Origin of the sequence: Pectobacterium brasiliense (assembly GCF_013449685.1) — a bacterium.
Taxonomy (GTDB): domain Bacteria; phylum Pseudomonadota; class Gammaproteobacteria; order Enterobacterales; family Enterobacteriaceae; genus Pectobacterium; species Pectobacterium brasiliense_A.
This window is the reverse complement of sequence record NZ_JACDSF010000050.1, coordinates 1-22701: the sequence shown is the minus strand read 5'-3', so window position 1 is coordinate 22701 and position 22701 is coordinate 1. Positions and strand designations below refer to the sequence as shown.

The following is a 22701-nucleotide window of genomic DNA, read 5'->3' as shown; positions in this document are numbered from 1 at the left end:
CCCTTCCTATTTCAGCATGAAGAAGAAGCGGATTTAGCGAGACACCGACGCACGTCATCACGCAGGCATTGCCATGCGGTGCTAATCGTTTCTGCGGCCCAGGCAGGCATGTGTGGAGACAATCGATAATGAATCCATTTCCCTTCACGGCGATCAAGAACTAAACCTGACTCACGTAATATTGCCATATGGCGGGAAATTTTAGGCTGAGACTCCGTGGTGGCAGCGCAGATATCACAGACGCACAATTCTCCCGCTTCTCTGAGCAGCAGGATGATGGATAGCCGAGTCTCATCGGAAAGGATTTTGAAAAGTTGGACGGGCTGTATCATTTTTGGCTCTCAATACACTCCATATACACATATGTTAATTCATATGTATTGAAATTAAAATCCTCTAATGCAAAAATGTGGTTAAGGAACAAAAGGAATGACGCTGAAACTTAAGTACAATGGAGCCATTGCGCCTGACATGATTATTTGAGTGGCAATGACTCAATATACGGACTGCTGTAAACCTGCACCACCACGCTTTTATCTCTATCGAACGTCGCCACCGTCACAACATCATGCGTGCCCGCTGCTCGCCAACATTCAGCCTCAACATCGCAACGATCCTGCTTCTCATAACCCATTGACGTCAGATACGTATGAACCTTGCTGGTATCTTCTGTACCATAAAAATTCACCGTCCATACTTTAGCTTCCGGGCCAGTTACGTTCGAAAAATTGAAGTCATAGCGAGCGGTAATACGCGGCATGTTTTTCAGAATGTCGGGGGTATAGAACGCATATTCCCTTTCATCCTGTTCGCTATAGTGCGCGCTACTGGCAAAATTCATGTTGATATACGGCCATATCGTACCGATCACAGCCGCAACAACGATGATGCCGATAACAGCAAAAATCTTCAGCGGTTTACTCATCCTTAAGCTCCCTTTCCTTTTAACTAAGATAAACAATGCATTATCTGCTTAAGGCGGTATTTTACACAATTTGCTCAACCAGCAGAATCGGCATGTCGTCAAGCGGTGCCAGTTGGCAGATGACCGCGACGATCTCTTTGATTATTGACGGCTGTATTACTTCTATCGGTTTATCCAGCATTAACCACGTTTGAGCGTAGGCATTACATTTAATACAACATCAATTTATTGAATAAAATATTCCCAAAAAAACAAATTTTAAGAAATCATAAGCAACCAATAGTAGAGAAATTATATTTGATAATATTAATTAATTGATAGATTAAAACATTGGTAATTTCTTTAGTGTTATGGGTTAAGATAACGCCGGTTTTTAATGGACCGGTTTATTGATTATTACATGCATTGTAAGAGTGTATTAACTTGCCAATAAATTATTTTCCCAGGAGATTTAATCATGCGTAATACATCCCTTAGCATATTTATGCTAGCCTTTTTTTCTTTCGCCGCAGAAGCCGCAACGAACATAACGATTGATCCTCAAAGAAATTGTTTGAGCGCCCCGTTTACTGACACCCTAACAGGCACACCTGTAAAATTTACTTTAGATCAAGGGAGATATGTTGTTTCTCTCGTTTCTAATACGATGAATTGCATGGGCGCGTCTAATAGTTGCATTATCGATAGCGTTATGTTGCAAGGTGGATTTAAAAACGCACGCTGGGGAGTTTCTGTGACCAGCAATCCGACGGTTGTGGATACAACAACATCGCCGTTTGTAGCCTATATCGTTGACGATAATTGTAATGATAATGCTGGGAAGGCAACATTATTAATACAAAAAGCAGAATAACTCGCTTCCAATTAACTTATTTTTCGGATTTAGATTTAATTTTAAACATCAAGAAAAATTGATAATTTTACATCCTAAATAATTCGAAATGATGGACAATACGTTAACGTTTTGAATAACGAAAACAGTTAGCCTGTTAGCGATCACTCTACTAAATAAAATTAGGCTGCATCTCTCCATTCCGCAATATTTGGAATAGATAGACGCAGCCTATCCCTTATTCTATACAAAATAATAAGCAACACGTATTAAATCGCGACCAGGCCCCGCACGCCGTCCTGTTCCATCGTTTCACCTCGCCCGCGCTGTATGATTTCCCCGCGTGACATCACCAGATAGCTGTCGGCCAGTTCGGCGGCGAAGTCGTAAAATTGCTCGACCAGCAGAATCGCCATGTCTCCACGCTGTGCCAGTTGGCGGATGACTGCGCCGATCTCTTTGATTACCGACGGCTGTATGCCTTCCGTCGGCTCATCCAGAATCAGCAACTGCGGTTTACAGGCCAGTGCCCGCCCGATCGCCAACTGTTGCTGTTGCCCACCGGACAAATCGCCGCCACGCCGCTGCTTCATTTCATCCAGCACAGGAAAAAGTTGATAGATTTCATCCGGCACCTGCCGCGCCTGTTTGCCCGGAAAGCGTGACAGCCCCATCAGCAGGTTTTCTTCCACCGTCAGCCGAGGAAAAATCTCCCGTCCCTGCGGCACGTAGGCAATGCCAGACTGCACGCGCTGATAGGGTTTACGCGAGTTAATCGCTTCACCCTGCCAGAGAATCGTGCCGGACTTCGCCGGAATCAACCCCATCAGGCATTTCAGCAACGTGGTTTTCCCCACGCCGTTGCGCCCTAACAGACAGGTAATTTCGCCGGGTTTTACCTCAAACGACAGGCCGCGCAGAATGTGGCTGCCGCCGTAATATTGATTCAGTTCAGCAATCTCTAACATGTTAGCGCCCCAGATAAACGTCAATCACCTGCTCATTCGCCTGCACTTCACGCAGCGATCCCTCCGCCAGCACCTGCCCTTGATGCAGCACGGTCACGCGGTCAGCGATGCTCTCGACAAAGCCCATATCGTGCTCCACCACCATCAGCGAGTGTTTGCCCGCCAGACTGCGAAATAGCTCGGCGGTATAGGCCGTTTCGGCGTCCGTCATCCCCGCCGCAGGTTCATCAAGCAGCAGTAAATGCGGCTCTTGTACCAGCAGCATGCCAATCTCCAGAAACTGCTTTTGCCCATGCGACAACAGCTCAGCAGGTCGCTGACGTTCATGACCGAGCCGCAGCAGCGCCAGCGTCTCATCAATCCGGTCACGCTGCTCGCTGTTCAGTCTGGCACGCAGACTCGCCCACACCGATTTATCCGTTTTCAATGCGATATCGAGGTTTTCAAACACCGTCAGCGCTTCAAATACCGTCGGTTTTTGGAATTTCCGGCCAATTCCCGCACGGGCAATGTCTACCGGCGACAGCGTCGTCAGGTCAGTGAACTGATCGTAAAACACCTTACCGTTATCCGGTCGCGTTTTTCCGGTGATGACATCCATCAACGTCGTTTTTCCCGCGCCGTTTGGGCCGATGATGCAGCGCAGTTCCCCCACGCCAATCTGCAACGACAGATCGGTCAGCGCACGGAAGCCGTCAAAACTCACGTTAATCTTGTCGAGTTGCAGCACCGGATCGGTCTGATGCCGATGACGATCCGACGGATGCGGTTGCGCGAATTTTGGCTCCATCAATGCGGGCTGAGCCACGACAGTTTGTGAAAGCGCGGTTTGTGAAGGCGCATTTTGTGAAGACATAGCTTGTGCTGGAACCGATGGCACAGATAAAGACTCAGTCATGTTTCTTCCTCGTCAGTAATCCAATCACGCCGCGCGGCAAAAATAGCGTGACGAGAATAAACATCAGCCCCAAAAAGAACAGCCAGTATTCGGGAAAGGCGACGGTAAACCAGCTTTTCGCCCCGTTGACGATACCCGCACCGAGCAGCGGCCCAATCAGCGTGCCGCGCCCACCCAGCGCCACCCAAATGGCGGCTTCGATGGAGTTGGTCGGCGACATTTCACCAGGATTGATAATGCCGACCTGCGGCACATAGAGTGCGCCCGCCAGCCCGCACAGCACCGCGGAAAGTGTCCAGACAAACAGCTTGAAGCCTTTCGGATCATAGCCGCAGAACATCAGACGATTTTCCGCATCACGCACCGCCGTGAGTACGCGGCCAAATTTACTACGCGCCAGCGCAAATCCCACCAGCAGGCTGGCAATCAACAGCAGCACGGTAGCGACAAACAGCCCAATGCGCGTACCAGTGGCTGTAATGGGGAAACCGAGCAGCGTCGTAAAACCGGTAAATCCGTTATTGCCGCCAAAGCCGGTTTCGTTGCGGAAGAACAGCAGCATCCCAGCGTAGGTCAGCGCCTGCGTCATGATTGAGAAATACACGCCTTTGATTTTGGAGCGGAACGCAAACCAGCCGAACACAAACGCCAGCACGCCCGGCACCAGCACGATCAAGCACAGCGCCCAGACGAAATACTGAGTTCCTGCCCAGAACCACGGTAGTTCCGTCCATGACAGAAATGACATAAATGCAGGCATTCCCTCACCCGCCGCCTGCCGCATCAGGTACATACCCATCGCGTAGCCGCCCAGCGCGAAAAACAGGCCGTGACCGAGCGATAGAAGCCCAGCGTAGCCCCACACCAGATCCAGCGCGACGGCGACAATCGCATAGCACAGAATTTTGCCAATCAGCGTCAGCGTATAGGTCGAGATCGCTAGTGGATTCTCTGCGGGCAATAGCGCGAGAAACGGCAGGACCAGCAAAGCCAGAAAAACGATCGAACCAAGGCCAAGCATGAGCCGCGGCGCACGCTGCGTCAGGGTTATTGTCATGGGCTGTTTAATAGATTGCGTAATAGGTTGCGTCATCAGTCAATCACCCGTCCTTTGAATGCAAACAGCCCCTGTGGCCGTTTCTGAATAAACAGCACGATCAATATCAGAATGACGATTTTTCCCAGCACGGCACCAATCTGCGGCTCGAGCACTTTATTAAGAATGCCGAGGCTGAACGCAGCGACCACCGTCCCCGCCAGTTGCCCAACGCCGCCCAGCACGACGACGAGGAAGGAATCAATGATGTAACCTTGTCCCAATTCCGGCCCGACGTTGCCCAGTTGCGACAGCGCTACGCCGCCCAGCCCGGCGATGCCTGATCCCAGCCCAAAAGCCAGCATATCGACGCGCCCGGTCGGCACGCCGCAACAATCCGCCATCGCTCGATTTTGTGTCACCGCACGTACATTCATACCAAGACGGGTTTTATTGAGGAGTAGCCAGGTGAGCAGCAGCACGCCGAGGACGAACACAATCACCGCGATGCGGTTATACGGCAGCACCAGATTCGGCAACAGGCGCAGCCCGCCAGACAGCCACGCGGGGTTTGCAACTTCCAGATTTTGCGTACCGAACAGCATCCGCACCAGTTGGATCAGCATCAGGCTGATACCCCAGGTCGCCAGCAGCGTTTCCAGCGGTCGGCCATAAAGATGGCGAATCACCGTACGCTCCAGAACCATACCGACGCTGGCGGTGATAAAGAAGGCGACAGGCAGCGCCAGCAGCGGGTAATACGCCAGCCAGCTCGGCGCAAACTGCTGGCACAGCGACTGCACCAGCCAGGTCGCGTACGCGCCCAGCATCAGCATTTCGCCGTGCGCCATGTTGATAACGCCCAGTAGCCCGTACGTAATCGCCAGTCCCAGCGCCGCCAGCAGCAGGATAGAGCCGAGCGATAGCCCGGTAAACGCCTGCCCCAGCAGATCGCCCACGATCAAACTTTGTTTAATCTGATCCAGACTCTCCTGCGCCGCCGCCCGCACGCCGGTATCCGGCTCGTTCTGCGCCTGCGTTAGCGGCTGTAAACGCGCCTGCATCTGCGGGTCGCCGGTCTGCCCTAAGCGTTTGACCGCTTCAAGACGCACCAACGGATTGGGATCGCTTAACTGCCGAGTCGCAATAGCGGTATTCAGCGCGTCATGTACCTGCGCATCTTTCTCTACGCCAAGACGCTGTACCAACAGCGGCAGTTGTTCCGCACTGCTGTCGCTCTGTAGCTGTCGTACAGCATTCAGGCGCGTTGCGGCATCATCGCTGACGAGTTGATGCGAAGCCAGCGCGGTAGCAACCAGCCCACGCAGACGGTTATTCATAAACAATTTTTTGGTCGCGCCCACCGGTTCCGCATTCCCTTCCAGCGGGGTTAACGTACCCTGCACGTCCATAAACGGCTGCTGGTTCCGATCCAGCACGACCGACTCGTCGCGCAGCGCCTGTAATAGCGGCAAGCGTGCGGGTTCCGGCGCAGCGGCCCATTGTTGCAGCAGTTCAGCCTGCTGTGTGCGGCTGGCGGCGGCGAAATCGGCCGCAGGTCCGGCCTGCGCGAACAGGGGAAACATCAGACACAGCGACAGCACAAACGTAGATAATCGATGACTCATCATCGCAATGTCCGCCATATAAGAGAGGGAATATCCCCGTCCGACATACTGGACGGGGCGTATAGGACCGATGCTTACTGCGCAGCTTTGATTGGATGATCGGGTTTCTTATCATTGCCGGCGATGTACGGGCTCCACGGCTGGGCGCGAACCGGCTGATCGGTTTGCCAAACCACGTTGAACTGACCGTTTTCCTCAATCTCACCAATCATCACCGGCTTGTGCAGGTGGTGGTTGGTCTTGTCCATCGTCAGCGTAAAGCCATCCGGTGCGGCAAAGGTCTGTCCGGCCATCGCGGCGCGGACTTTATCTACGTCCGTGGTGCCCGCTTTCTCTACCGCCTGCGCCCACATATGAATGCCGACATACGTGGCTTCCATCGGATCGTTAGTCACCACCGTGCCCGCGTTCGGCAGGTTTTTCGCTTTGGCATAGGCTTTATAGGCTTCCACGAAGTCGGCATTGGTTGGGTTATCGACCGATTCAAAGTAGTTCCATGCCGCTAAATGACCGACCAGCGGTTTGGTATCGATCCCGCGCAGCTCTTCTTCACCGACAGAAAACGCGACAACCGGCACATCGGTGGCTTTGATGCCTTGATTCGCAAGCTCTTTATAGAACGGCACGTTGGAATCACCGTTGATGGTGGATACGACGGCGGTCTTTCCTCCCGTCGAGAATTTCTTGATATTGGAAACGATGGTCTGATAATCGCTGTGGCCAAACGGCGTATACACTTCCTCGATATCTTTGTCCTGAACGCCTTTGGAATGCAGGAACGCGCGCAGGATCTTGTTGGTGGTACGCGGATACACATAGTCCGTTCCGAGCAGGAAGAAACGCTTCGCCGCCCCGCCGTCTTCACTCATCAGGTATTCCACCGCTGGGATCGCCTGCTGATTCGGTGCCGCACCGGTGTAGAACACATTTGGTGACATTTCTTCGCCTTCATACTGCACCGGGTAGAACAGCAACCCGTTCAGTTCCTCAAATACTGGCAGAACCGATTTACGCGACACCGATGTCCAGCAGCCGAACACCACCGCTGCTTTATCCTGCGTCAGCAGTTGGCGTGCTTTCTCGGCAAACAGCGGCCAGTTCGAGGCGGGGTCGACCACCACCGGTTCCAGTTTTTTACCCAACACGCCGCCTTTGGCATTGATTTCATCAATGGTCATCAGCGCCACATCCTTCAGCGGCGTTTCTGAAATCGCCATCGTGCCGGACAGCGAATGCATAATGCCGACTTTGATGGTGTCTGCCGCCTGCACGCTCCAGGTCAACCCCATGCCAACCACCGTCGCAGAAAGCGCAAAAACTTTTAGCAATGAACGTCTTTTCATTTATTAGCCCTTAAGTCGTGTTGAGTGAGAATGGAATCGTGTGATGCGTCAGGTGGAACCACTTCCGTTGAAACAGGTTGCGTTGAAACCGATTGAGGCCGCGCCTGCTGTAACATGTGTAAGGTAATTTTCCTGACCTCGGCCTTACTGACGGCAATGTGGTCGGTCAGAATGCGCTGCGCCTCCTCCGTGTGCTGTTGCAATATCGCCAGCAGGATGCGGGCGTGTTCTTTATAGGTCGCGTCGATACGATCCTCACGGGTGAAATCAAGACGACGAATAATGCGGATTTTCTCCGTCAGCTCACCGTGAACTCGCGCCATTTCGCTGTTGCCCGCCGCTGTCACCAGCCCCCGATGGAACCCTTCGTCGTAGCGGGAAACGGTCTTGCCGTCATCCAGACGCGGTTCCTCAATCCAGAAGCGTTTCAGGTCAGCCAATAGCTCGGCGCAGCGCCCCGGCGGCATCCCGCACAGTCGCCGAATGGCTTCCCGCTCCAGTACGATGCGGAAGTCATACAGTTCCTCGAAATAGGCGAAATCAAACGGACGAACCTGCCAGCCGCTGCGGAAATAGACTTCGACATAGCCTTCCCGCTCCAGCCAGAACAGCGCCTGACGCACCGGCGTGCGACTGACCGACATCCGCTCGGCAATTTCATTTTCACTAAAGCGATCGCCCGGCATCAGGTGAAAGTCGAAAATGTCGTTTTTCAGCGTTTGATAGACCCGCTCCGCTAGCGCTTCCGGGCGATCTTTGCTGCTCTTTTGTGTGCCTGCTCGCATCGTTTTCTCTGCCTCGTCGTTATTCCCGTTCGTCCGTTGGTTCAGGCGCGTCCCTTTATTGCTGCCTGTCTTTTACTCCAGCCATAGCAAGGCATCGCCAGGGCTGACCGGTCGACCCGGCTGGCAGCCGATGCGTTTCACCCGGCCAGACTGCGGCGCGCTAATCGTCAGTTCCATCTTCATGGCTTCGACGATAATCAGTGGCTGTCCGGCTTCGATGGCATCTCCCTCGTTCACCAGCACTTTCCAGATGTTGCCGTTCATATCCGCACTCACCTGAAACGCGCTCTCGTCGTTCTCCACAGGCGCGGCCGAAACGATTTCCTGCGGTGTACTCTCATCCTCCTGCTGCCACAGCGCGACTTCTGTTTCAAACGCCGTGGCCTGACGCTGACGGAAAGCGGTAATATCATCGGCCTGCTCCGCCAGAAAACGGGTGTGTTCAGCAAAATCAAACTCGGTTTCTTCGATGCGGATCGCGGCGCGTCCTTCACGGAAGTCATCACGCAGCGCCGTCAGCTCGGCTTCGCTGACTGGATAAAACCGCACCTGATCGAAGAAACGCAGCAGCCAGGGTTCACCCGTAATGAACTGATCGTTTTTGAGGAATTTGTTCCAGATCGGCAGCGTGCGCCCCACCAGTTGATAGCCGCCCGGCGAATCCATGCCATAGATGCACATGTACATGCCGCCGATGCCGACCGTGCCTTCGGCAGTGAAGGTGCGTGCCGGATTGTATTTGGAACTCAATAAGCGGTGACGCGGATCGACTGGCACCGCACAGGGCGCGCCGAGATAAACGTCACCCAGCCCCAGAATCAGGTAGCTGGCATCAAAAATGATGTCGCGCACCTCGTCACGGCTCGCCAAGCCATTAATGCGTTGAATAAAATCGACATTATTCGGCAGCCAGGGCGCGCTGGCGCGTACGGTTTCACAGTAACGTTCCACCGCGCCGAGCGTGGCGCTATCTTCAAACGCCATCGGTAAATGGACGATACGCGACGGCACTGTCATCTGGCTGACGTCACCCAGTTGGCTTTCCAGATGCAGCAATACGTCCAGCAGCGCACGTTGACGGAGAACCCGACTGTCATAGCGCACCTGTAGCGAACGTACGCCGGGCGACAGTTCTTCGATCCCCGCAGTCTCTGAAGCGCGGATCGCCGCCATTAGCAGGTGAACGCGCAGTCGCAGTGCCAGATCCAGCACATTCTCGCCGTATTCGATCAGAACGTAGTTATCCCCCGCCTGACGATACACGGCAGCGGGTATCGTCGCCATAGCGGGTACCGCAGCCAGCACCGTGGCAGAGCCGTACTCCGTTGTCGCCAACGAAGGCACATCAAACGTGGGCGAATGCGCCGTACCCAGCGTGGACACGCAGGCAGACTGCGCCTGTTCCAGCGCCAGCGCTTCGTCCGCGCTAATGGGATGGAAACGGATACGGTCGCCCGGCTTAACCTGACCGACTTTCCACAGTTCCGCTTTGGCGATGGTGACCGGACAAACAAACCCGCCCAGACTCGGCCCATCCCGCGTGAGGATCACCGGGAAATCGCCAGTAAAATTCACGGCGCCAATGGCGTATTCACAGTCGTGAACGTTGGAAGGATGCAGACCCGCCTCGCCACCGTTAGCCCGCGTCCAGGTGGGTTTCGGCCCGACCAGACGCACGCCCAGCCGGTTAGAGTTGTAGTGCACCTGCCATTCCGCTGCGAAGAATTCATCAATTGCCGCATGGGTAAAGAAATCCGGTGCACCGTGCGGGCCATAGAGCACGCCAATCCGCCACTCATCGCCGTACTGCGGAATCAGTGCGGCGTCCACGGCCTGCGGGGCGCTCACCGGCGCAGGCGTGGTGCAGGCGGGCAAGTCGGGTTGAGAAATCGCCAGCATATCCGCCACGCGCAGCGTTCGTCCGGCGTGACCGCCAAACTCCCCCAGCGCGAACGTCGAGCGGCTGCCGAGATATTGCGGTACATCGATACCGTTACGCACCGCCAGATAGGTACGACAGCCGGACTGCGCGCGCCCCAGCGTCAGCGTTTGTCCCGCGGTTACCGTCACGGGCTGCCAATATGGCACCGTTTCGCCATCCAGCGTCGCCGGACAGTCAGCGCCCGTCAGTGCAATCACCGCCTCGCGGTGAAAACGCAGCGTCGGGCCTTGCAGCGTAAACTCCAGCCCTGCCGCGGCTTCATCGTTACCGACAATACGGTTCGCCAGCCGAAACGCGAAGTCGTCCATCGGGCCAGACGGCGGCACGCCGATATCCCAATAGCCAAGGCGTCCGGGATAGTCCTGCACGCTGCTCCAGGTGCCGGGTTGGATGACTTCAACCACTGACGCAGACGGCGTAAAGCTGTCGAGCATCCGCGTCCACACCGTTCCGCTGCGGAACGCATCGGTAGCGATAATTTGACGCAGATAATCCAGATTGGTGGCAATACCGTGCAAACGCGTGGCACTCAGCGCCTGCTGCATCTTCTCCAGCGCCAGTTCACGGGTTTCCGCGTGAACGATCAGTTTGGCGATCATCGGATCGTAATACGCCGATACTTCGGTGCCGGTGCTCACCCAGCCGTCAACCCGCACGCCATCGGGAAACGCTACTTCGGTCAGCACGCCGGGGCTAGGCTGGAAATTTTTCAGCGGATCTTCCGCGTAAATACGCACCTCAATCGCGGCGCCACGCGGAGCCTGCATCAGTTGCGCCCAGTCTAAGGGTTCATCCGCCGCGACACGCAGCATGCATTCGACCAAATCCAGCCCGGTGACGCACTCCGTCACCGGATGTTCAACCTGCAAACGGGTATTCACTTCCAGGAAAAAGAACGCATCGCGCTCGGCGTCGTAGATAAACTCCACCGTTCCCGCACTGCGGTAATTAACCAGTTCGCCCAGTTTCACCGCCGAGTCCAGCAGCGCTGCTCGCGTAGCGTCCGGCAAATGCGGTGCGGGGGTTTCTTCCACGACTTTCTGGTTACGGCGTTGCAGTGAACAATCGCGTTCGCCCAGCGCGACCACGCGGCCTTTACCATCGCCAAAAATTTGTACTTCGACGTGACGCGCCCGATCGATGCAGCGTTCAAGAAAAACGCCTGCATCGCTAAAGAATTGTTCGCCCAATCGGCGCACGCTTTCCCAGGCAGCCTGTAGTGCTTCTGCATCCGCGCAGCGCGTCAGGCCAATGCCGCCGCCCCCCGCGGTACTTTTCAGCATGACCGGATAGCCGATGTCTTCGGCGGCGACCAGCGCGTCCTCCAGTGAGGCCAGCAGCGGCGTTCCTGGCGTCATCGGCACACCAGCCGCAGCGGCCAATTCACGGGCGCGGTGTTTCAGGCCAAACTCGCCAATTTGCTGCGCGGTTGGCCCGACAAACGCGATGCCAGCCTTTTCACACGCGGCGGCAAACGGCAGGCTTTCTGACAGAAAACCGTAGCCCGGCCAGATAGCCTCGGCCCCTGTCTGCTGTGCGGCGGCCAGTACCTTATCGATACACAGATAGCTGTCGCTGGCTTTCTCGCCGCCAATGGATACGGCAATGTCTGCCTCTTTCACATGCTGTGCGTTTTTATCCGCATCGGAATAAATCGCTACGCTGGTTATCCCCAAACGCTTCAGCGTGCGTATGGCGCGGCAGGCAATTTCACCGCGGTTAGCGATCAGTACGGTCTTAAACATGAGACGCCTCCTGACGGGCAAGCCAGTTGCGCCAGCCGCCGAATTCCGTGATATCCACGGCGTCGCTCAGCGCAGCCGGTTCGCAGATAAAGCCTTTAACCTGCCGTCCGTCGGCTAACGTCAGCGTGCCAATACCCAGCGGCGCCGGAATCTCTGCGACAAACTCACCAAAACGCGCCAGCGGGATGTCCCACAGCTCGACGATAATCGCCGCGCCATCGGTGCTTTTCGCTAAACTGGGTTTCGCCGGTTGCGTATTCGCCAGCGCATAAAGACGATAGTTTTCCGCCGTGCGCGTCTCTTCCACCCGTACGGCATCACGGTGGGTCAGCTGATAGTTCAACGGCATGCCCGTCAGGTGCGCACCGACGACGGCAAGACGAACGTGTAATGCGGAAGGCGGTAAGGTGGCCGGTCCCGCAGGCAGCGTTTTTCCTGTTGCTCCCAGCGTGAGCGCCAGCTGTGCCTGCCAGCGCAAGCCGAAGCTCGCTAATGCACGGTCGTGCCAGGCGGGTGCAATCAGTGTGATTCCCGCAGGCAGACCATCCGTGCGGAAAGGGGCTGGCAGCGCCAGTGCCGAGAGATCGGCCAGATTGGTAAAGTTGGTGTAGGCTCCCAACTGGGAGTTGTAGCGCACCGGTTCCTGTTTCATCGCTTCACGCGTGTGGATGGTCGGCGACGTCGGCACGACTAACGCATCAAACGACGCCAGCGTCTGCTGAATCTGACGCGCCAGTTCAGCACGCAGGTACTCGGCTTTAAACGCCTCTACCGCACTGAAGCGTTCGCCGCTCGCCACAATACCGTGCACCACAGGATCCATGTTTTCGGGTTGCCGCAGCATGTCGCCCACCGCAACGGTACGTTCCGCTACCCAAGGGCCTTGATAAAGTTGATCGGCTAGCTGCGTGAAGATACTGAAATCGATCGGGTGCAGCGTCGCGCCCGCTGCTTCCAATTCAACCAGCGCGTGCTGCCATGCCACCTGCGCGACAGCATCAGAAAAGAAAGTGGGATCGCTGGGAATAGCAAAACGCGGATTCGCTGGCAGCGCCGCAGGCGTACTGGCAGGATGGCTGCGCGAGTAGGCATCCGTTGCATCGTACCCGCCAGCCAGTTCAGCGACGGTAAATGCATCGTCGACGGCCAGCGCAAACACGGAAATCGTATCATTCAGGCGACAGGCCGGTACGACACCGCTTGCCGATAGCCACCCTTTCGTCGGCTTCAGGCCGACAATATTGTTAAACCCAGCAGGAACGCGCCCCGATCCGGCGGTATCGGTTCCCAGCGCGAAAGCAACCAGCCCACGCGCCAGTACCGAAGCCGAACCTGAACTGGAACCGCCGCTGATGTATTCCGCATTAAAGGTGTTTGGCACCGCACCGAACGGTGAGCGCGTGCCGACCAGACCGGTCGCAAACTGGTCGAGGTTGGTTTTACCAATGACAATCGCCCCCGCCGCTTTCAGTTTGGCAACGGCAGTCGCGTCCTTATCAGCCAGATAGGTAAATGCCGGACACGCCGCACTTGTTGGAAAGCCCGCGACATCAATATTGTCTTTGACGGCAAAAGGAATGCCGAACAGCGGCAGTGCGTCTGGATTGTCACGATACCGAGGCAATAGCGCCGCAATCTGAGCCTGAAGCAGTTCAGGTGTCGCTAGTGCGATCCATGCGGGATCGTCCGGCGACAAGCTGGCGAGCAACGCGCCTAGTGTTTCACCAACGCGATCGGCCTGCTGTTGATAATGCTGTTTCCATTCCTGAAGCGTGAGTCCTGTCATTCTTGGCATGATGTGAATCCCATCTGGTATACAAGATTGAATTCACTAAAGCGAAAACCATGCCAGCTTTTACCCTGTTGATTTTTATGAAATTAGGCTGAGACGCTCAATTTCCATGCACAAAAAAGGAACAACCGTGCGCCATCGCGGAGCACGGTTGCTGTGGTTAATGCGCAGGGGCAGCGTTCGTTTAAACGATCTTCTTCGCGGCCTGCTGCGCCAGAATCGACAGTTCCGTCGCTTTGAAGATATGCGCTTGCGACATCGCGCTTTCGGTACGTTCACGACAGTCACGAAGGAAATCCGAGAAAAAGGTGCGTTCGACGCTGCCTGCGGGAGTAAAGCGCTGTTCGCCCTCGCCATTCACCAGATAAACAACGTTGCTTTCGTCGCGCGTCAGATCGACATATTTCCTGATTTCGATATAGCCTTCCGTCCCCAGTATCGTCAGGCGACCATCGCCCCAAACGCTCAGCCCATCCGGCGTAAACCAGTCACAGCGGAAATAGCCGGTTGCCCCATTGTCGCCCAGCAGCATGGCATCGCCAAAATCCTCAAACTCTGGCTGGTGCGGGTGGTGATAGTTCGCCGTCTGGCTGGCCACCACTCGCGCGTTGGTATTGCCGGTAAAATAAAGAAACTGTTCGATCTGGTGGATGCCGATATCGCAGAGGATCCCGCCGTACTGCCGCTTTTGATAAAACCAGTCGGGTCGCGCGCCGCGTTCACGATGGGGACCCACGCCGATCGTCTGAATCACTCGCCCGATCTCGCCCCGTTGCACCCGTTCACCGGCAAACAGCGCGCTATCCACATTGATTCGCTCATTAAAGTACACGGCAAACTTGCGGCCGGTTTCGGCAACCCGACGCTGGACGGCATCCAACTGCTCCAGCGTGGTCAGCGGCGGTTTCGCGGTGAAGAAGTCTTTACCCGCATCCAGCGTGCGCAGCGCCAGTTCGGCTCGGTCACAGGGAACCACCGCACAGGCAATAAGATCGATAGACGCGTCAGCAATCAGCTGTTCCGCAGAATCGGCAAAAGGAACGGCGGGGAACAGTGAGATGAATTTTTCCCGATTATTGGGATCGGACTCGAACACGCCGACCAGTTCCGCGCCCGCATCAACCAGTTGCCGACACATGTCATAAATGTGATTGTGCGCTAACCCAATCGCTGCAAATCGAATCTTTTTCACCTTCACCTCTGCCGATATCATCATGCCGAGCCACTACAATAAGGCGGAAACCGAGCGGGCTAAAGACAAAAGCCGCGCAACGCGTTAGAATTTTTCCTGTTTTTTTAACATATCCACATGTTCCGCAACGCAACTAAAGATAACCATGAAAAGAAAACGCATTCTGATCCCCCTTATCATTCTGATCCTGTTTGTACTCTATCTGAATCGCGATGCGCTGAATCCTTTTGCGCCTGACTGTAAAAACCTCTCGGCGAATCAACCCAAGCCAGAAGCGTGTAAAAAACCAGTAAAAGAAGTCGCCCCAGGCTTCGAAATTTAAGCCTTCGAGATTTAAGCGTTGAAATTGATGCCGACATATCAGCGTTTGGGGATAACGATACCGGACGTTCCCTGAATATTCTCAGGGATGTTTGACGACCATTAGCTATTTATAGCGACCTCTTCATTTTTTATGGAAATCGCTTTCCACAAAATATTCTCAGAATGATAGTGGGGAAATAAGGCAGATCGCAGGTTAATCGCTGCTAAATTACATATCACTATCATCATTAACATTCAAGAGATACCTCCCCTTTTCTGACAGCTACTTTCTCCGTTACGTCTATTCCTGACGCTTACAATAATCAGATCAAATGATTACAAAAAATTTCAAAAAGTAACCAAATGTGTGATCTGCATAAATGAAACAATGTTTCCTTTTCACCATAATGCCACTCATCCTAATTATCAAGTCTACTGATAATTAGATTAACCAGTAAGCGGTGTGAATTATCAACATTTACTCATCAGCATAATCCATTTCGCTGATTGAAATACGTATAAGCTACGTCGTATATAAGGAGTCATCAATGCATTGATAGCAACCTGATTTACCAGGGAGAAAGCCCTGTCTGACATTATAAATGGCGTCATCATCATTTCTGGTGATTCTATTTTTACGCCCAAAAAATGACATCAACTGTCTGGTTTTAAAGATAGAGACTGCGCTCGCCAATAATATTATTTATTCATCAAAAAAGAGAAAGACAGAATGAAAATAGATACACGTAACCTACTCCTCGTTTGTGCCGGATTCACGCCGTTCCTCGTCCAGGCCCAAACCGACGGCAAAACCACCTTCCAATATGAACACAACTGGAAGACAGAAGACCGCCGCCACTCAGACTCTATCAAGCTGATTCATAAGAAAACTAACGGCTGGTCGTACGAAGTCAAATTCAGTACGTCAGCGGGCGGGAACAGCAACTACGACGTTGCCTATGACGATATGCAGGGCGGCTCTGGCGGCATGGTGATCGGTAAAGACTTCAAGTTAAGCAAAGCCGCCACCTTAACGCCGAGCTTCGAATTCTCCATCGGCAATTCAACCATGATGTACCAGCCGGGGCTGAAATATAACTACCGAATTAACAGCGACTGGTCCACTTATGGCCGCTACCGCTATGAATATAAAAAGCCCTCTCGCAGTTCGCGTTATTCGACCATTTCCGCATCTGACAAATATGGTTACGCAGGGGAATCTTATTTGTCAAAATCGGACACTGGACGCCACCGCTTGGATGCAGGGGTAACCTATTCTGGCTTGGATAATATTAATCTGACTTACGTGTTCAACTACTATATTGGGGATAATACCACCAAATCGTACAAATACAGCAAAGGTGAATTCACGGAAAGAGAATACGCGGTTTACGATAATGGGAAAACAGATTATGAACATCAGTTCAAAGTTCAATATAAGTTAAACAAAAAGCTAACTCCCTACATTGAATATGATGATATTAGCCAATCCAGCACATCATCAAGCCGTCAGGGGAAAATCAAAGTTGGTTTTAACTACGTTTTCTAACAAACACAGAATTTTATAAAGGAAATACACCGTATTTCGTGCCGTGTTGATGAAAAAAATGAATTCATGAATGAATTTTGTCTATCAGCGCACAATTTTCATAATTAACGAACAATATTAATGGTGCCCATAATGAAAAAACGCTACCTTGTGGCCGGTATTCTCTTTGCCCAAATTTATGCTATTTCCGCATCTGCCTCTGATACCAAACTCAGCTATGAACATAGCTGGGGAACAATGAATCGCTATCACGGTGATGAAATTGGTATGCGGCATTTTATGGATAATGGCCTGTACGTTGGCGTTGAGCTGAATTTTTATAATAAGAATAAAGATCTGACCATCGATGATGTCGTCTCGAATTCTTATGCTTTTTATACCGGCTATGCTTACAACTTAACGCCTGAGTTAACCCTGACGCCGAATCTGGAAGCGCGCTTCTATTCTGGCGGCACCAGCGGCGAAGGTACCGTGGGTGATATCGGCGCTAGCCAGAGTTCCGGTGCACGCTATACGCCAGGTTTGAAACTGACCTGGTCGGTGACTGACAAGACGGATCTTCATGCGCAATATCGCTATGACCTCAGAAAAATTACCCGCAGCAAACGTACCAGTACGGATGACGACACTCACCGTCACCGCTATGAAGCGGGCGTGGCCTACAAAGGTTTCGACAATTTCACGCTGGCGTACACCGCTTATTACTATCACGCGGATTACGTGCTGCAAAACAACAAAAAGCATGACTACCAACAGGATTTCGACGTGTCTTACACCATCAACGACAACTGGACCGCACACGTTGGCGTTGAAGATGTCGCCAGCGGACGCGATGTGAAATCGCGTGAAGGGAAAGGAAAAGTCGGCTTCACCTATACGTTCTAACCACGGCTTACCTTTCTAACAACAGCTTACTGTTATGCCATCTTTCTCGGGGCTCCTGTTCATCAAGCGGGATCCCTTTATTACAGCTCTGGATGAATCATCGTTACAGTTACAGGTAGATAACATGAAAAGATTTGCGCTATCGCTCCTTGCGGGTCTGGTTGCTTTACAGGCCAGCGCCGCTACGCCTGACCGTCTCACCATCGTCAATCAGTATGTTGATAACGTGCTGACCAAAGCTGGCGACCACTATCACGGTCAGTCGCCTACGCCATTACTTGCGGATGGTGTCGATCCGCGTACGGGCAAACAGATGGAGTGGATTTTCCCTGATGGTCGTCAGGCCGTGCTCTCCAACTTCTCCGCACAACAGAACCTGATGCGCGTACTGGTCGGGCTTAGCAACCTGAGCGGCAACCCTAGCTATAAGCAGCGTGCCGAAGCGATAGTGAAGTATCACTTTCAACATTATCAGGATGAGAGCGGCCTGCTGATTTGGGGCGGTCACCGTTTTGTGGATCTAAAAACGCTACAGCCGGAAGGCCCGAGCGAAAAAGAGATGGTGCATGAGCTGAAAAATGCCTATCCCTACTACGATTTGATGTTCAGCGTCGATAAAGATGCAACCGCACGCTTTATTCGCGGTTTCTGGAATGCGCACGTTTATGACTGGAAGATTATGGAAACCAGTCGCCACGGTAAATACGGACAAAAAATGGGTGCGCTCTGGCAAAGCCCGTTTGAGCAACAGCCGCCCTTCTTCGCCACCAAAGGCCTCAGCTTCCTGAATGCGGGTAACGATCTGATCTATTCCGCCTCGCTGCTGTACAAATACAATAAAGAAGACGGCGCGCTGGTCTGGGCAAAACGTCTGGCACAGCAGTATGTGCTGCCGCGGGATAAAGCGACTGGACTCGGCGTGTATCAGTTTACGCAGGCGCTGAAGCGCGATGAAACCACCGACGATGCCGATACGCATTCCAAATACGGCGATCGCGCCCAGCGTCAGTTCGGCCCAGAGTTTGGTCCAAGCGCGCTGGAAGGCAATATGATGCTGAAAGGACGCACCAGTACGATCTATTCCGAAAATGCGCTCATGCAGCTCCAGTTGGGTAAAGATTTAGGTGCGGAAGGCAAGGAACTTCTGACGTGGACAACCGATGGCCTGAAAGCCTTTGCCAAATATGCCTACAACGAGTCCGATAACACGTTCCGCCCGATGCTCGCTAACGGCAAAGATCTCTCCAATTATGTGCTGCCGCGTGATGGCTACTACGGCAAAAAAGGCACCGTGATCAAGCCTTATCCTGCGGATAATTCATTCCTGCTTTCGTATTCTCGTGCCTATACCGTTTTACCGGACGCCGAGCTGTGGCGTGTCGCACGCGGCATCGCTCGCGCACAGGGGCTGGGTGAGTTAGGTTCAGCACCGGGTAAAGATGTCAAAGTCGATCTCGCCACCAAGAACAACGATCCTTACGCCCTGTTCGCGCTGCTGGATCTGTATCAGGCGAGTAAAGTGAAAGACTATTTGTCGCTGGCGGAAAAAGTGGGCGATAACATTATCAGCACGCGTTATCAAAACGGTTTCTTCATGGCCGATCCCAACCGACAATATGCCGATGTCGATACCATCGAGCCTTACGCTTTGTTAGCGCTGGAAGCGGCGGTACGCAATAAACCACAATCCGTTGCACCGTTCCTGAATGGTGCGGGCTTCACCGAAGGCGGCTACCGCATGGAAGATGGCTCAACCCGCGTGTCCACTCGCGATAACGAGATCTTCCTGTTGAACGTTGGCGAAACCTTGAAACCCAACAATAAGAAGTAAGCATTACTCCTCAACACGCCAATGGTGGTTCGCTGCCATTGGCAATCCCCTCTTGTGATCCTGCTCAACCATTCACCGAACAAGACCGCCATTATCGGGCGTGATTCTTAATCGTATGGTGCTTAACATGTGGAACTTACAGAACGTAATGCCGGCCACGATGAACGTGACCAGCATGGAGTAACGCAATAATTTCAAGCGTTAGTTAACCAGAGGCACCTCTGGGTGCACGCCGAGCCAGCCCGGCGTTGGTTCTCCTTTCGCTTCCCCTACATACAAACTCAGCTGTGCGCGAAAACGTTCGACCGTACCGCGATCGTACATGAAATCAGCGAAAGCCTGAGGACGCGTGTTACGGTATTCCCAGATATGTTTGTAGCCCACTGGCGGCTCAACATCGGTACGCACCGACCACATACGTGAGACCTGAGTTTGCGTTTGCGGATCCAGCACCCAGCTTAGGTACAGCTTGGCGCTTTCCGGGTGTTTAGCCTGTTTGAAGATAGCAGCACGTTGCGCCCAGGAAACAAAAGGATCGGACTTCGGCAGGACAAAGCGGGTCACAGCATCAACTGCTGGAACGAGCGCACCGGAACTGGTAAACGTCGCGCTATATTTTCCTGTCGCGATCTCAGCACCGGGTACGTTGGTGCCGCGCACGTAGACGGGATCCTGCTCCTGCAATTTTTTAACAAAATCCCAGCCGTATTTATCCACGGCCAGCTTGTACCAGAACAGCACCGCATCGTCGTCGTTCGGATAAGCCAGAATCAAATTGCCTCTCAGATTGGGACGAAGGTAATCATTAACCTCACGCGGCCAAGATTTTTCATCGAGAAGCTGGGTGTTGACCAAATTACTGAATGCGATGACATAGGCGCCAGTCCAGGCACCATCTGCATCACGAAATTCCGGGTAGATTTTGTCCCAGCCACGCGCTTTGTAGTTCAGCAACACGCCTTCTTTTTTCCAGCGCGGGAAGTTCTGCACCGTTTGCAGTTGCACCACATCAGGAATCAGTGTGCCGGTCGCCAGTTGGTTATCGATACGGGCATCATGGTATTTGCTGTAATCGACAATCACATTCAGTTTCATGCCAGGAAAACGCGTCTCAAATGCCCGCTTGAAGCCAGCCTGCTGTGACTGCACATCGCCACCGGCATACACGGTGACCGTACCGCCTTCTCTCAACGCACTCTGATAGATTTGATCCAGCGAACGCGTCTCAATTTCGACGCCCGCCTGACTTTGTCCGACGCTGAGACCGGCCATCATGGCTAGCATCAGCACTGTTTTCTTCAGGTACTTCCCAGTGTATTGCATTGTGATTTCCTTCACTTAATGAATAAAACCCGTACCGACAAACGACAGATAGCAGCCGTTAAAACGGCAACGGTGTAGCCAGCGAATCGCAAGTCAGCGACGCGCAGGATTGGATCGACGTTAGAGGATCGTCTCCCCGTTTCCATTGGGATAATTCGCATCGAGTTTACAGAATTAAATAAAAACACATAGGAAGAAAAAGTGAACGATATAGTTAAAAATATTGAATAGCTAAAATGAAATTACGCTTTCATGTGGGGACAAATGCAATATAAAAATATAGGATTGGATTATTTATCGCAATCATTCGAATTTTAATAATATCATCAATAATCATAATAACCACCGAATGCAATAATACATAAGTGTTAATATTCATATGGTGACTATTCAGATCGGGAACAATGATCCTTTTCAATCATCATTACCTTACCGGTCTCGGTATCCAGAACAAGCAAGGCTTCTTGTGTCGCATTAACCTGTATGAGAAGTTTCCCCTCACGATCCCAAATCGCCGATTGTCCTGCACAGATAAAATTATCGGCTTTACCAACCGCGTTTGCCATCAGGAAAAGGTATTTCATCAGGATGAAGAACTGCTTTGAATAAAATAACGTCTCTTTTTCAGGCTGAAAGATAATCATGGTTATTCTTATCCCATCGCTGAATTTGACAGGATAACCTACCGCAATAGAAATACTATATTTATCACTCATTGACTGAAAGACATCAGATTTAATGTCTTGAGGTGACAAAGCTAACTTTTCAGCTAATGAAGGTTCATACCCGCTTAATTTACGCCTTATCATACCCTACTGCGTATTTCATGACCTTTTCTTGTCGATTCTTCACCCATGCGAGATCTCACCCCATAGCCTCGTTGATGCATCATATTGTATATTAACGCCTCATCACCGCGGGTCGTTGCGGTGCGAACTCATGTTTATCTCATCACGTTGCGTGGCGCTTCTCTCTGGGGGAACAGTGAATTATCCAATTGGGCAGATTAATCACAGCTATCTGGGTTCCAGCGTTTATACCATGCTGCGTGAGGCATTAATTACCGGCCAACTCAAACCGGACGATCGCCTGAGAATACGGGAACTCGCCGCACAGGTGGGCACCAGCGTCACGCCGGTGCGAGATGCGATCCTGCAACTGGCTAAAGAACAGGCGCTGGTGCTCAAGACGCCGCGCGATATCCGCGTCCCTCAATTGACCGAAGCCCAGTTTATCGAGATCCGCACATTGCGGCTGGCGCTGGAAGGTACGGGAGCCGAGCAGGCTGCTGCGCACATTACGCCGAAGATGCTGGAGCAGATCGAAGAGAATATTCGCCAGAATCGTCTGGCGATTGACGAGAAAAATCTACGCGAAGCGCTGCGGTTAAATAGCGAATTTCACCTGTTTCTGGCGCAGGCGGCGCGTATGCCGCTGCTGACGCAGTTTATCGGTAGCCTGTGGATGCGCACCGGCCCGCTGATTGCGCAGGCCTATGCGCATTTTTCTGTGCAAATGGCGATCGAACATCACGAAGAGGTCTTCGCGGCGCTACAGCAGCGCGATGTCAGCGCCGCTCGACAGGCCATCCAATCCGATATTCTGGACGGCAGCGAAACGATGCTGGCCTTTATTGCCATCGATCAATAGCATGACGTGGTGCAGGCCTCGTTCTGGGTCTAGGCTGTGTCCCGTAACTATTTTTTGTACAATCAGGAACATGA

The 22701-nt window shown here is 52.9% G+C and carries 19 protein-coding genes; 6 read left to right on the top strand and 13 right to left on the bottom strand.

Annotated features, from left to right (window positions below; all coding sequences use genetic code 11):
- Nucleotides 1–11 precede the first annotated feature (11 nt).
- Both H0248_RS18005 and H0248_RS18000 read right to left on the bottom strand, forming a co-directional pair.
- Nucleotides 12–332: a metalloregulator ArsR/SmtB family transcription factor gene (locus H0248_RS18005; protein ID WP_180786954.1), complete on the bottom strand. Its 321-nt coding sequence runs from the start codon at nucleotides 330–332 to the stop codon at nucleotides 12–14.
- A 143-nt stretch (nucleotides 333–475) separates the two neighbouring features.
- Nucleotides 476–925, bottom strand: coding sequence for a hypothetical protein (locus H0248_RS18000; protein ID WP_180786953.1), 450 nt, complete (start codon nucleotides 923–925; stop codon nucleotides 476–478).
- A gap of 457 nt (nucleotides 926–1382) precedes the next feature.
- Here H0248_RS18000 and H0248_RS17990 point away from each other — a divergent pair, with 457 nt between their 5' ends.
- Nucleotides 1383–1778, top strand: a complete 396-nt coding sequence (locus H0248_RS17990) for a hypothetical protein (RefSeq protein ID WP_048256898.1) — start codon at nucleotides 1383–1385, stop codon at nucleotides 1776–1778.
- Between the two features lie 248 nt (nucleotides 1779–2026).
- Here H0248_RS17990 and urtE read toward each other — a convergent pair whose 3' ends face one another.
- The 9 genes from urtE to H0248_RS17945 form a co-directional block, all read right to left on the bottom strand.
- Nucleotides 2027–2725: an urea ABC transporter ATP-binding subunit UrtE gene (gene urtE / locus H0248_RS17985; RefSeq protein ID WP_180786952.1), complete on the bottom strand. Its 699-nt coding sequence runs from the start codon at nucleotides 2723–2725 to the stop codon at nucleotides 2027–2029.
- 1 nt (nucleotide 2726) lies between these two features.
- Entirely contained in the window at nucleotides 2727–3515 is a 789-nt protein-coding gene (urtD, locus tag H0248_RS17980) for an urea ABC transporter ATP-binding protein UrtD (protein ID WP_180786998.1), read from the bottom strand.
- A gap of 100 nt (nucleotides 3516–3615) precedes the next feature.
- Complete coding sequence (urtC, locus tag H0248_RS17975) at nucleotides 3616–4692, bottom strand: urea ABC transporter permease subunit UrtC (RefSeq protein WP_039512141.1); 1077 nt, start codon at nucleotides 4690–4692, stop codon at nucleotides 3616–3618.
- A gap of 23 nt (nucleotides 4693–4715) precedes the next feature.
- A complete protein-coding gene (gene urtB / locus H0248_RS17970) occupies nucleotides 4716–6305 on the bottom strand; it encodes an urea ABC transporter permease subunit UrtB (protein ID WP_180786951.1) in 1590 nt (529 codons plus the stop codon).
- A 56-nt stretch (nucleotides 6306–6361) separates the two neighbouring features.
- A complete protein-coding gene (gene urtA / locus H0248_RS17965; RefSeq protein ID WP_039286352.1) occupies nucleotides 6362–7630 on the bottom strand; it encodes an urea ABC transporter substrate-binding protein in 1269 nt (422 codons plus the stop codon).
- The gene (locus H0248_RS17960; RefSeq protein ID WP_180786950.1) at nucleotides 7627–8415 is read right to left on the bottom strand and encodes a GntR family transcriptional regulator; all 789 of its coding nucleotides are present in this window, start codon (nucleotides 8413–8415) and stop codon (nucleotides 7627–7629) included. The genes urtA and H0248_RS17960 overlap by 4 nt, the downstream gene beginning before the upstream one ends.
- Before the next feature lie 72 nt (nucleotides 8416–8487).
- Nucleotides 8488–12102, bottom strand: a complete 3615-nt coding sequence (gene uca, locus H0248_RS17955; protein ID WP_180786949.1) for an urea carboxylase — start codon at nucleotides 12100–12102, stop codon at nucleotides 8488–8490.
- The gene (gene atzF / locus H0248_RS17950; protein WP_180786948.1) at nucleotides 12095–13897 is read right to left on the bottom strand and encodes an allophanate hydrolase; all 1803 of its coding nucleotides are present in this window, start codon (nucleotides 13895–13897) and stop codon (nucleotides 12095–12097) included. The genes uca and atzF overlap by 8 nt, the downstream gene beginning before the upstream one ends.
- Nucleotides 13898–14078: 181 nt before the next feature.
- Complete coding sequence (locus tag H0248_RS17945) at nucleotides 14079–15086, bottom strand: Gfo/Idh/MocA family protein (protein ID WP_180786947.1); 1008 nt, start codon at nucleotides 15084–15086, stop codon at nucleotides 14079–14081.
- 145 nt (nucleotides 15087–15231) lie between these two features.
- Between H0248_RS17945 and H0248_RS17940 the strand changes: the two genes are divergently transcribed.
- The 4 genes from H0248_RS17940 to H0248_RS17925 all read left to right on the top strand — a co-directional run bounded on the left by H0248_RS17940 (nucleotide 15232) and on the right by H0248_RS17925 (nucleotide 19654).
- The gene (locus tag H0248_RS17940; RefSeq protein WP_180786946.1) at nucleotides 15232–15408 is read left to right on the top strand and encodes a hypothetical protein; all 177 of its coding nucleotides are present in this window, start codon (nucleotides 15232–15234) and stop codon (nucleotides 15406–15408) included.
- A 711-nt stretch (nucleotides 15409–16119) separates the two neighbouring features.
- Nucleotides 16120–16938: an oligogalacturonate-specific porin KdgM family protein gene (locus H0248_RS17935; protein WP_180786945.1), complete on the top strand. Its 819-nt coding sequence runs from the start codon at nucleotides 16120–16122 to the stop codon at nucleotides 16936–16938.
- A 132-nt stretch (nucleotides 16939–17070) separates the two neighbouring features.
- Nucleotides 17071–17823 carry an oligogalacturonate-specific porin KdgM family protein gene (locus H0248_RS17930; RefSeq protein WP_039550541.1) on the top strand — a complete coding sequence of 251 codons (753 nt, stop codon included), beginning with the start codon at nucleotides 17071–17073 and terminating at the stop codon, nucleotides 17821–17823.
- Between the two features lie 124 nt (nucleotides 17824–17947).
- Nucleotides 17948–19654 (top strand): pectate lyase, encoded by a 1707-nt coding sequence (locus tag H0248_RS17925; RefSeq protein WP_180786944.1) that lies wholly within the window; start codon nucleotides 17948–17950, stop codon nucleotides 19652–19654.
- Between the two features lie 201 nt (nucleotides 19655–19855).
- Here H0248_RS17925 and H0248_RS17920 read toward each other — a convergent pair whose 3' ends face one another.
- Together H0248_RS17920 and H0248_RS17915 are read right to left on the bottom strand one after the other, a co-directional pair.
- Nucleotides 19856–20977 carry an ABC transporter substrate-binding protein gene (locus H0248_RS17920; protein WP_180786943.1) on the bottom strand — a complete coding sequence of 374 codons (1122 nt, stop codon included), beginning with the start codon at nucleotides 20975–20977 and terminating at the stop codon, nucleotides 19856–19858.
- A 386-nt stretch (nucleotides 20978–21363) separates the two neighbouring features.
- Nucleotides 21364–21786, bottom strand: coding sequence for a hypothetical protein (locus H0248_RS17915; RefSeq protein ID WP_180786942.1), 423 nt, complete (start codon nucleotides 21784–21786; stop codon nucleotides 21364–21366).
- A gap of 175 nt (nucleotides 21787–21961) precedes the next feature.
- On the opposite strand from H0248_RS17915, the gene H0248_RS17910 reads away from it, so the two are divergent.
- A complete protein-coding gene (locus H0248_RS17910) occupies nucleotides 21962–22627 on the top strand; it encodes a GntR family transcriptional regulator (RefSeq protein WP_180786941.1) in 666 nt (221 codons plus the stop codon).
- Nucleotides 22628–22701 lie beyond the last annotated feature (74 nt).

Excerpts from the sequence above, each read along its gene's own strand:
- H0248_RS18005 (WP_180786954.1), bottom strand. The coding sequence starts at position 332 with ATGATACAGCCCGTCCAACTTTTCAAAATCCTTTCCGATGAGACTCGG.
- urtD (WP_180786998.1), bottom strand. The coding sequence starts at position 3,515 with ATGGAGCCAAAATTCGCGCAACCGCATCCGTCGGATCGTCATCGGCAT.
- H0248_RS17935 (WP_180786945.1), top strand. The coding sequence starts at position 16,120 with ATGAAAATAGATACACGTAACCTACTCCTCGTTTGTGCCGGATTCACG.
- H0248_RS17940 (WP_180786946.1), top strand. The coding sequence starts at position 15,232 with ATGAAAAGAAAACGCATTCTGATCCCCCTTATCATTCTGATCCTGTTT.
- H0248_RS18000 (WP_180786953.1), bottom strand. The coding sequence starts at position 925 with ATGAGTAAACCGCTGAAGATTTTTGCTGTTATCGGCATCATCGTTGTT.
- H0248_RS17930 (WP_039550541.1), top strand. The coding sequence starts at position 17,071 with ATGAAAAAACGCTACCTTGTGGCCGGTATTCTCTTTGCCCAAATTTAT.
- uca (WP_180786949.1), bottom strand. The coding sequence starts at position 12,102 with ATGTTTAAGACCGTACTGATCGCTAACCGCGGTGAAATTGCCTGCCGC.
- H0248_RS17990 (WP_048256898.1), top strand. The coding sequence starts at position 1,383 with ATGCGTAATACATCCCTTAGCATATTTATGCTAGCCTTTTTTTCTTTC.
- H0248_RS17925 (WP_180786944.1), top strand. The coding sequence starts at position 17,948 with ATGAAAAGATTTGCGCTATCGCTCCTTGCGGGTCTGGTTGCTTTACAG.
- urtE (WP_180786952.1), bottom strand. The coding sequence starts at position 2,725 with ATGTTAGAGATTGCTGAACTGAATCAATATTACGGCGGCAGCCACATT.
- urtB (WP_180786951.1), bottom strand. The coding sequence starts at position 6,305 with ATGGCGGACATTGCGATGATGAGTCATCGATTATCTACGTTTGTGCTG.
- atzF (WP_180786948.1), bottom strand. The coding sequence starts at position 13,897 with ATGCCAAGAATGACAGGACTCACGCTTCAGGAATGGAAACAGCATTAT.
- urtA (WP_039286352.1), bottom strand. The coding sequence starts at position 7,630 with ATGAAAAGACGTTCATTGCTAAAAGTTTTTGCGCTTTCTGCGACGGTG.
- H0248_RS17915 (WP_180786942.1), bottom strand. The coding sequence starts at position 21,786 with ATGATAAGGCGTAAATTAAGCGGGTATGAACCTTCATTAGCTGAAAAG.
- H0248_RS17960 (WP_180786950.1), bottom strand. The coding sequence starts at position 8,415 with ATGCGAGCAGGCACACAAAAGAGCAGCAAAGATCGCCCGGAAGCGCTA.
- H0248_RS17920 (WP_180786943.1), bottom strand. The coding sequence starts at position 20,977 with ATGCAATACACTGGGAAGTACCTGAAGAAAACAGTGCTGATGCTAGCC.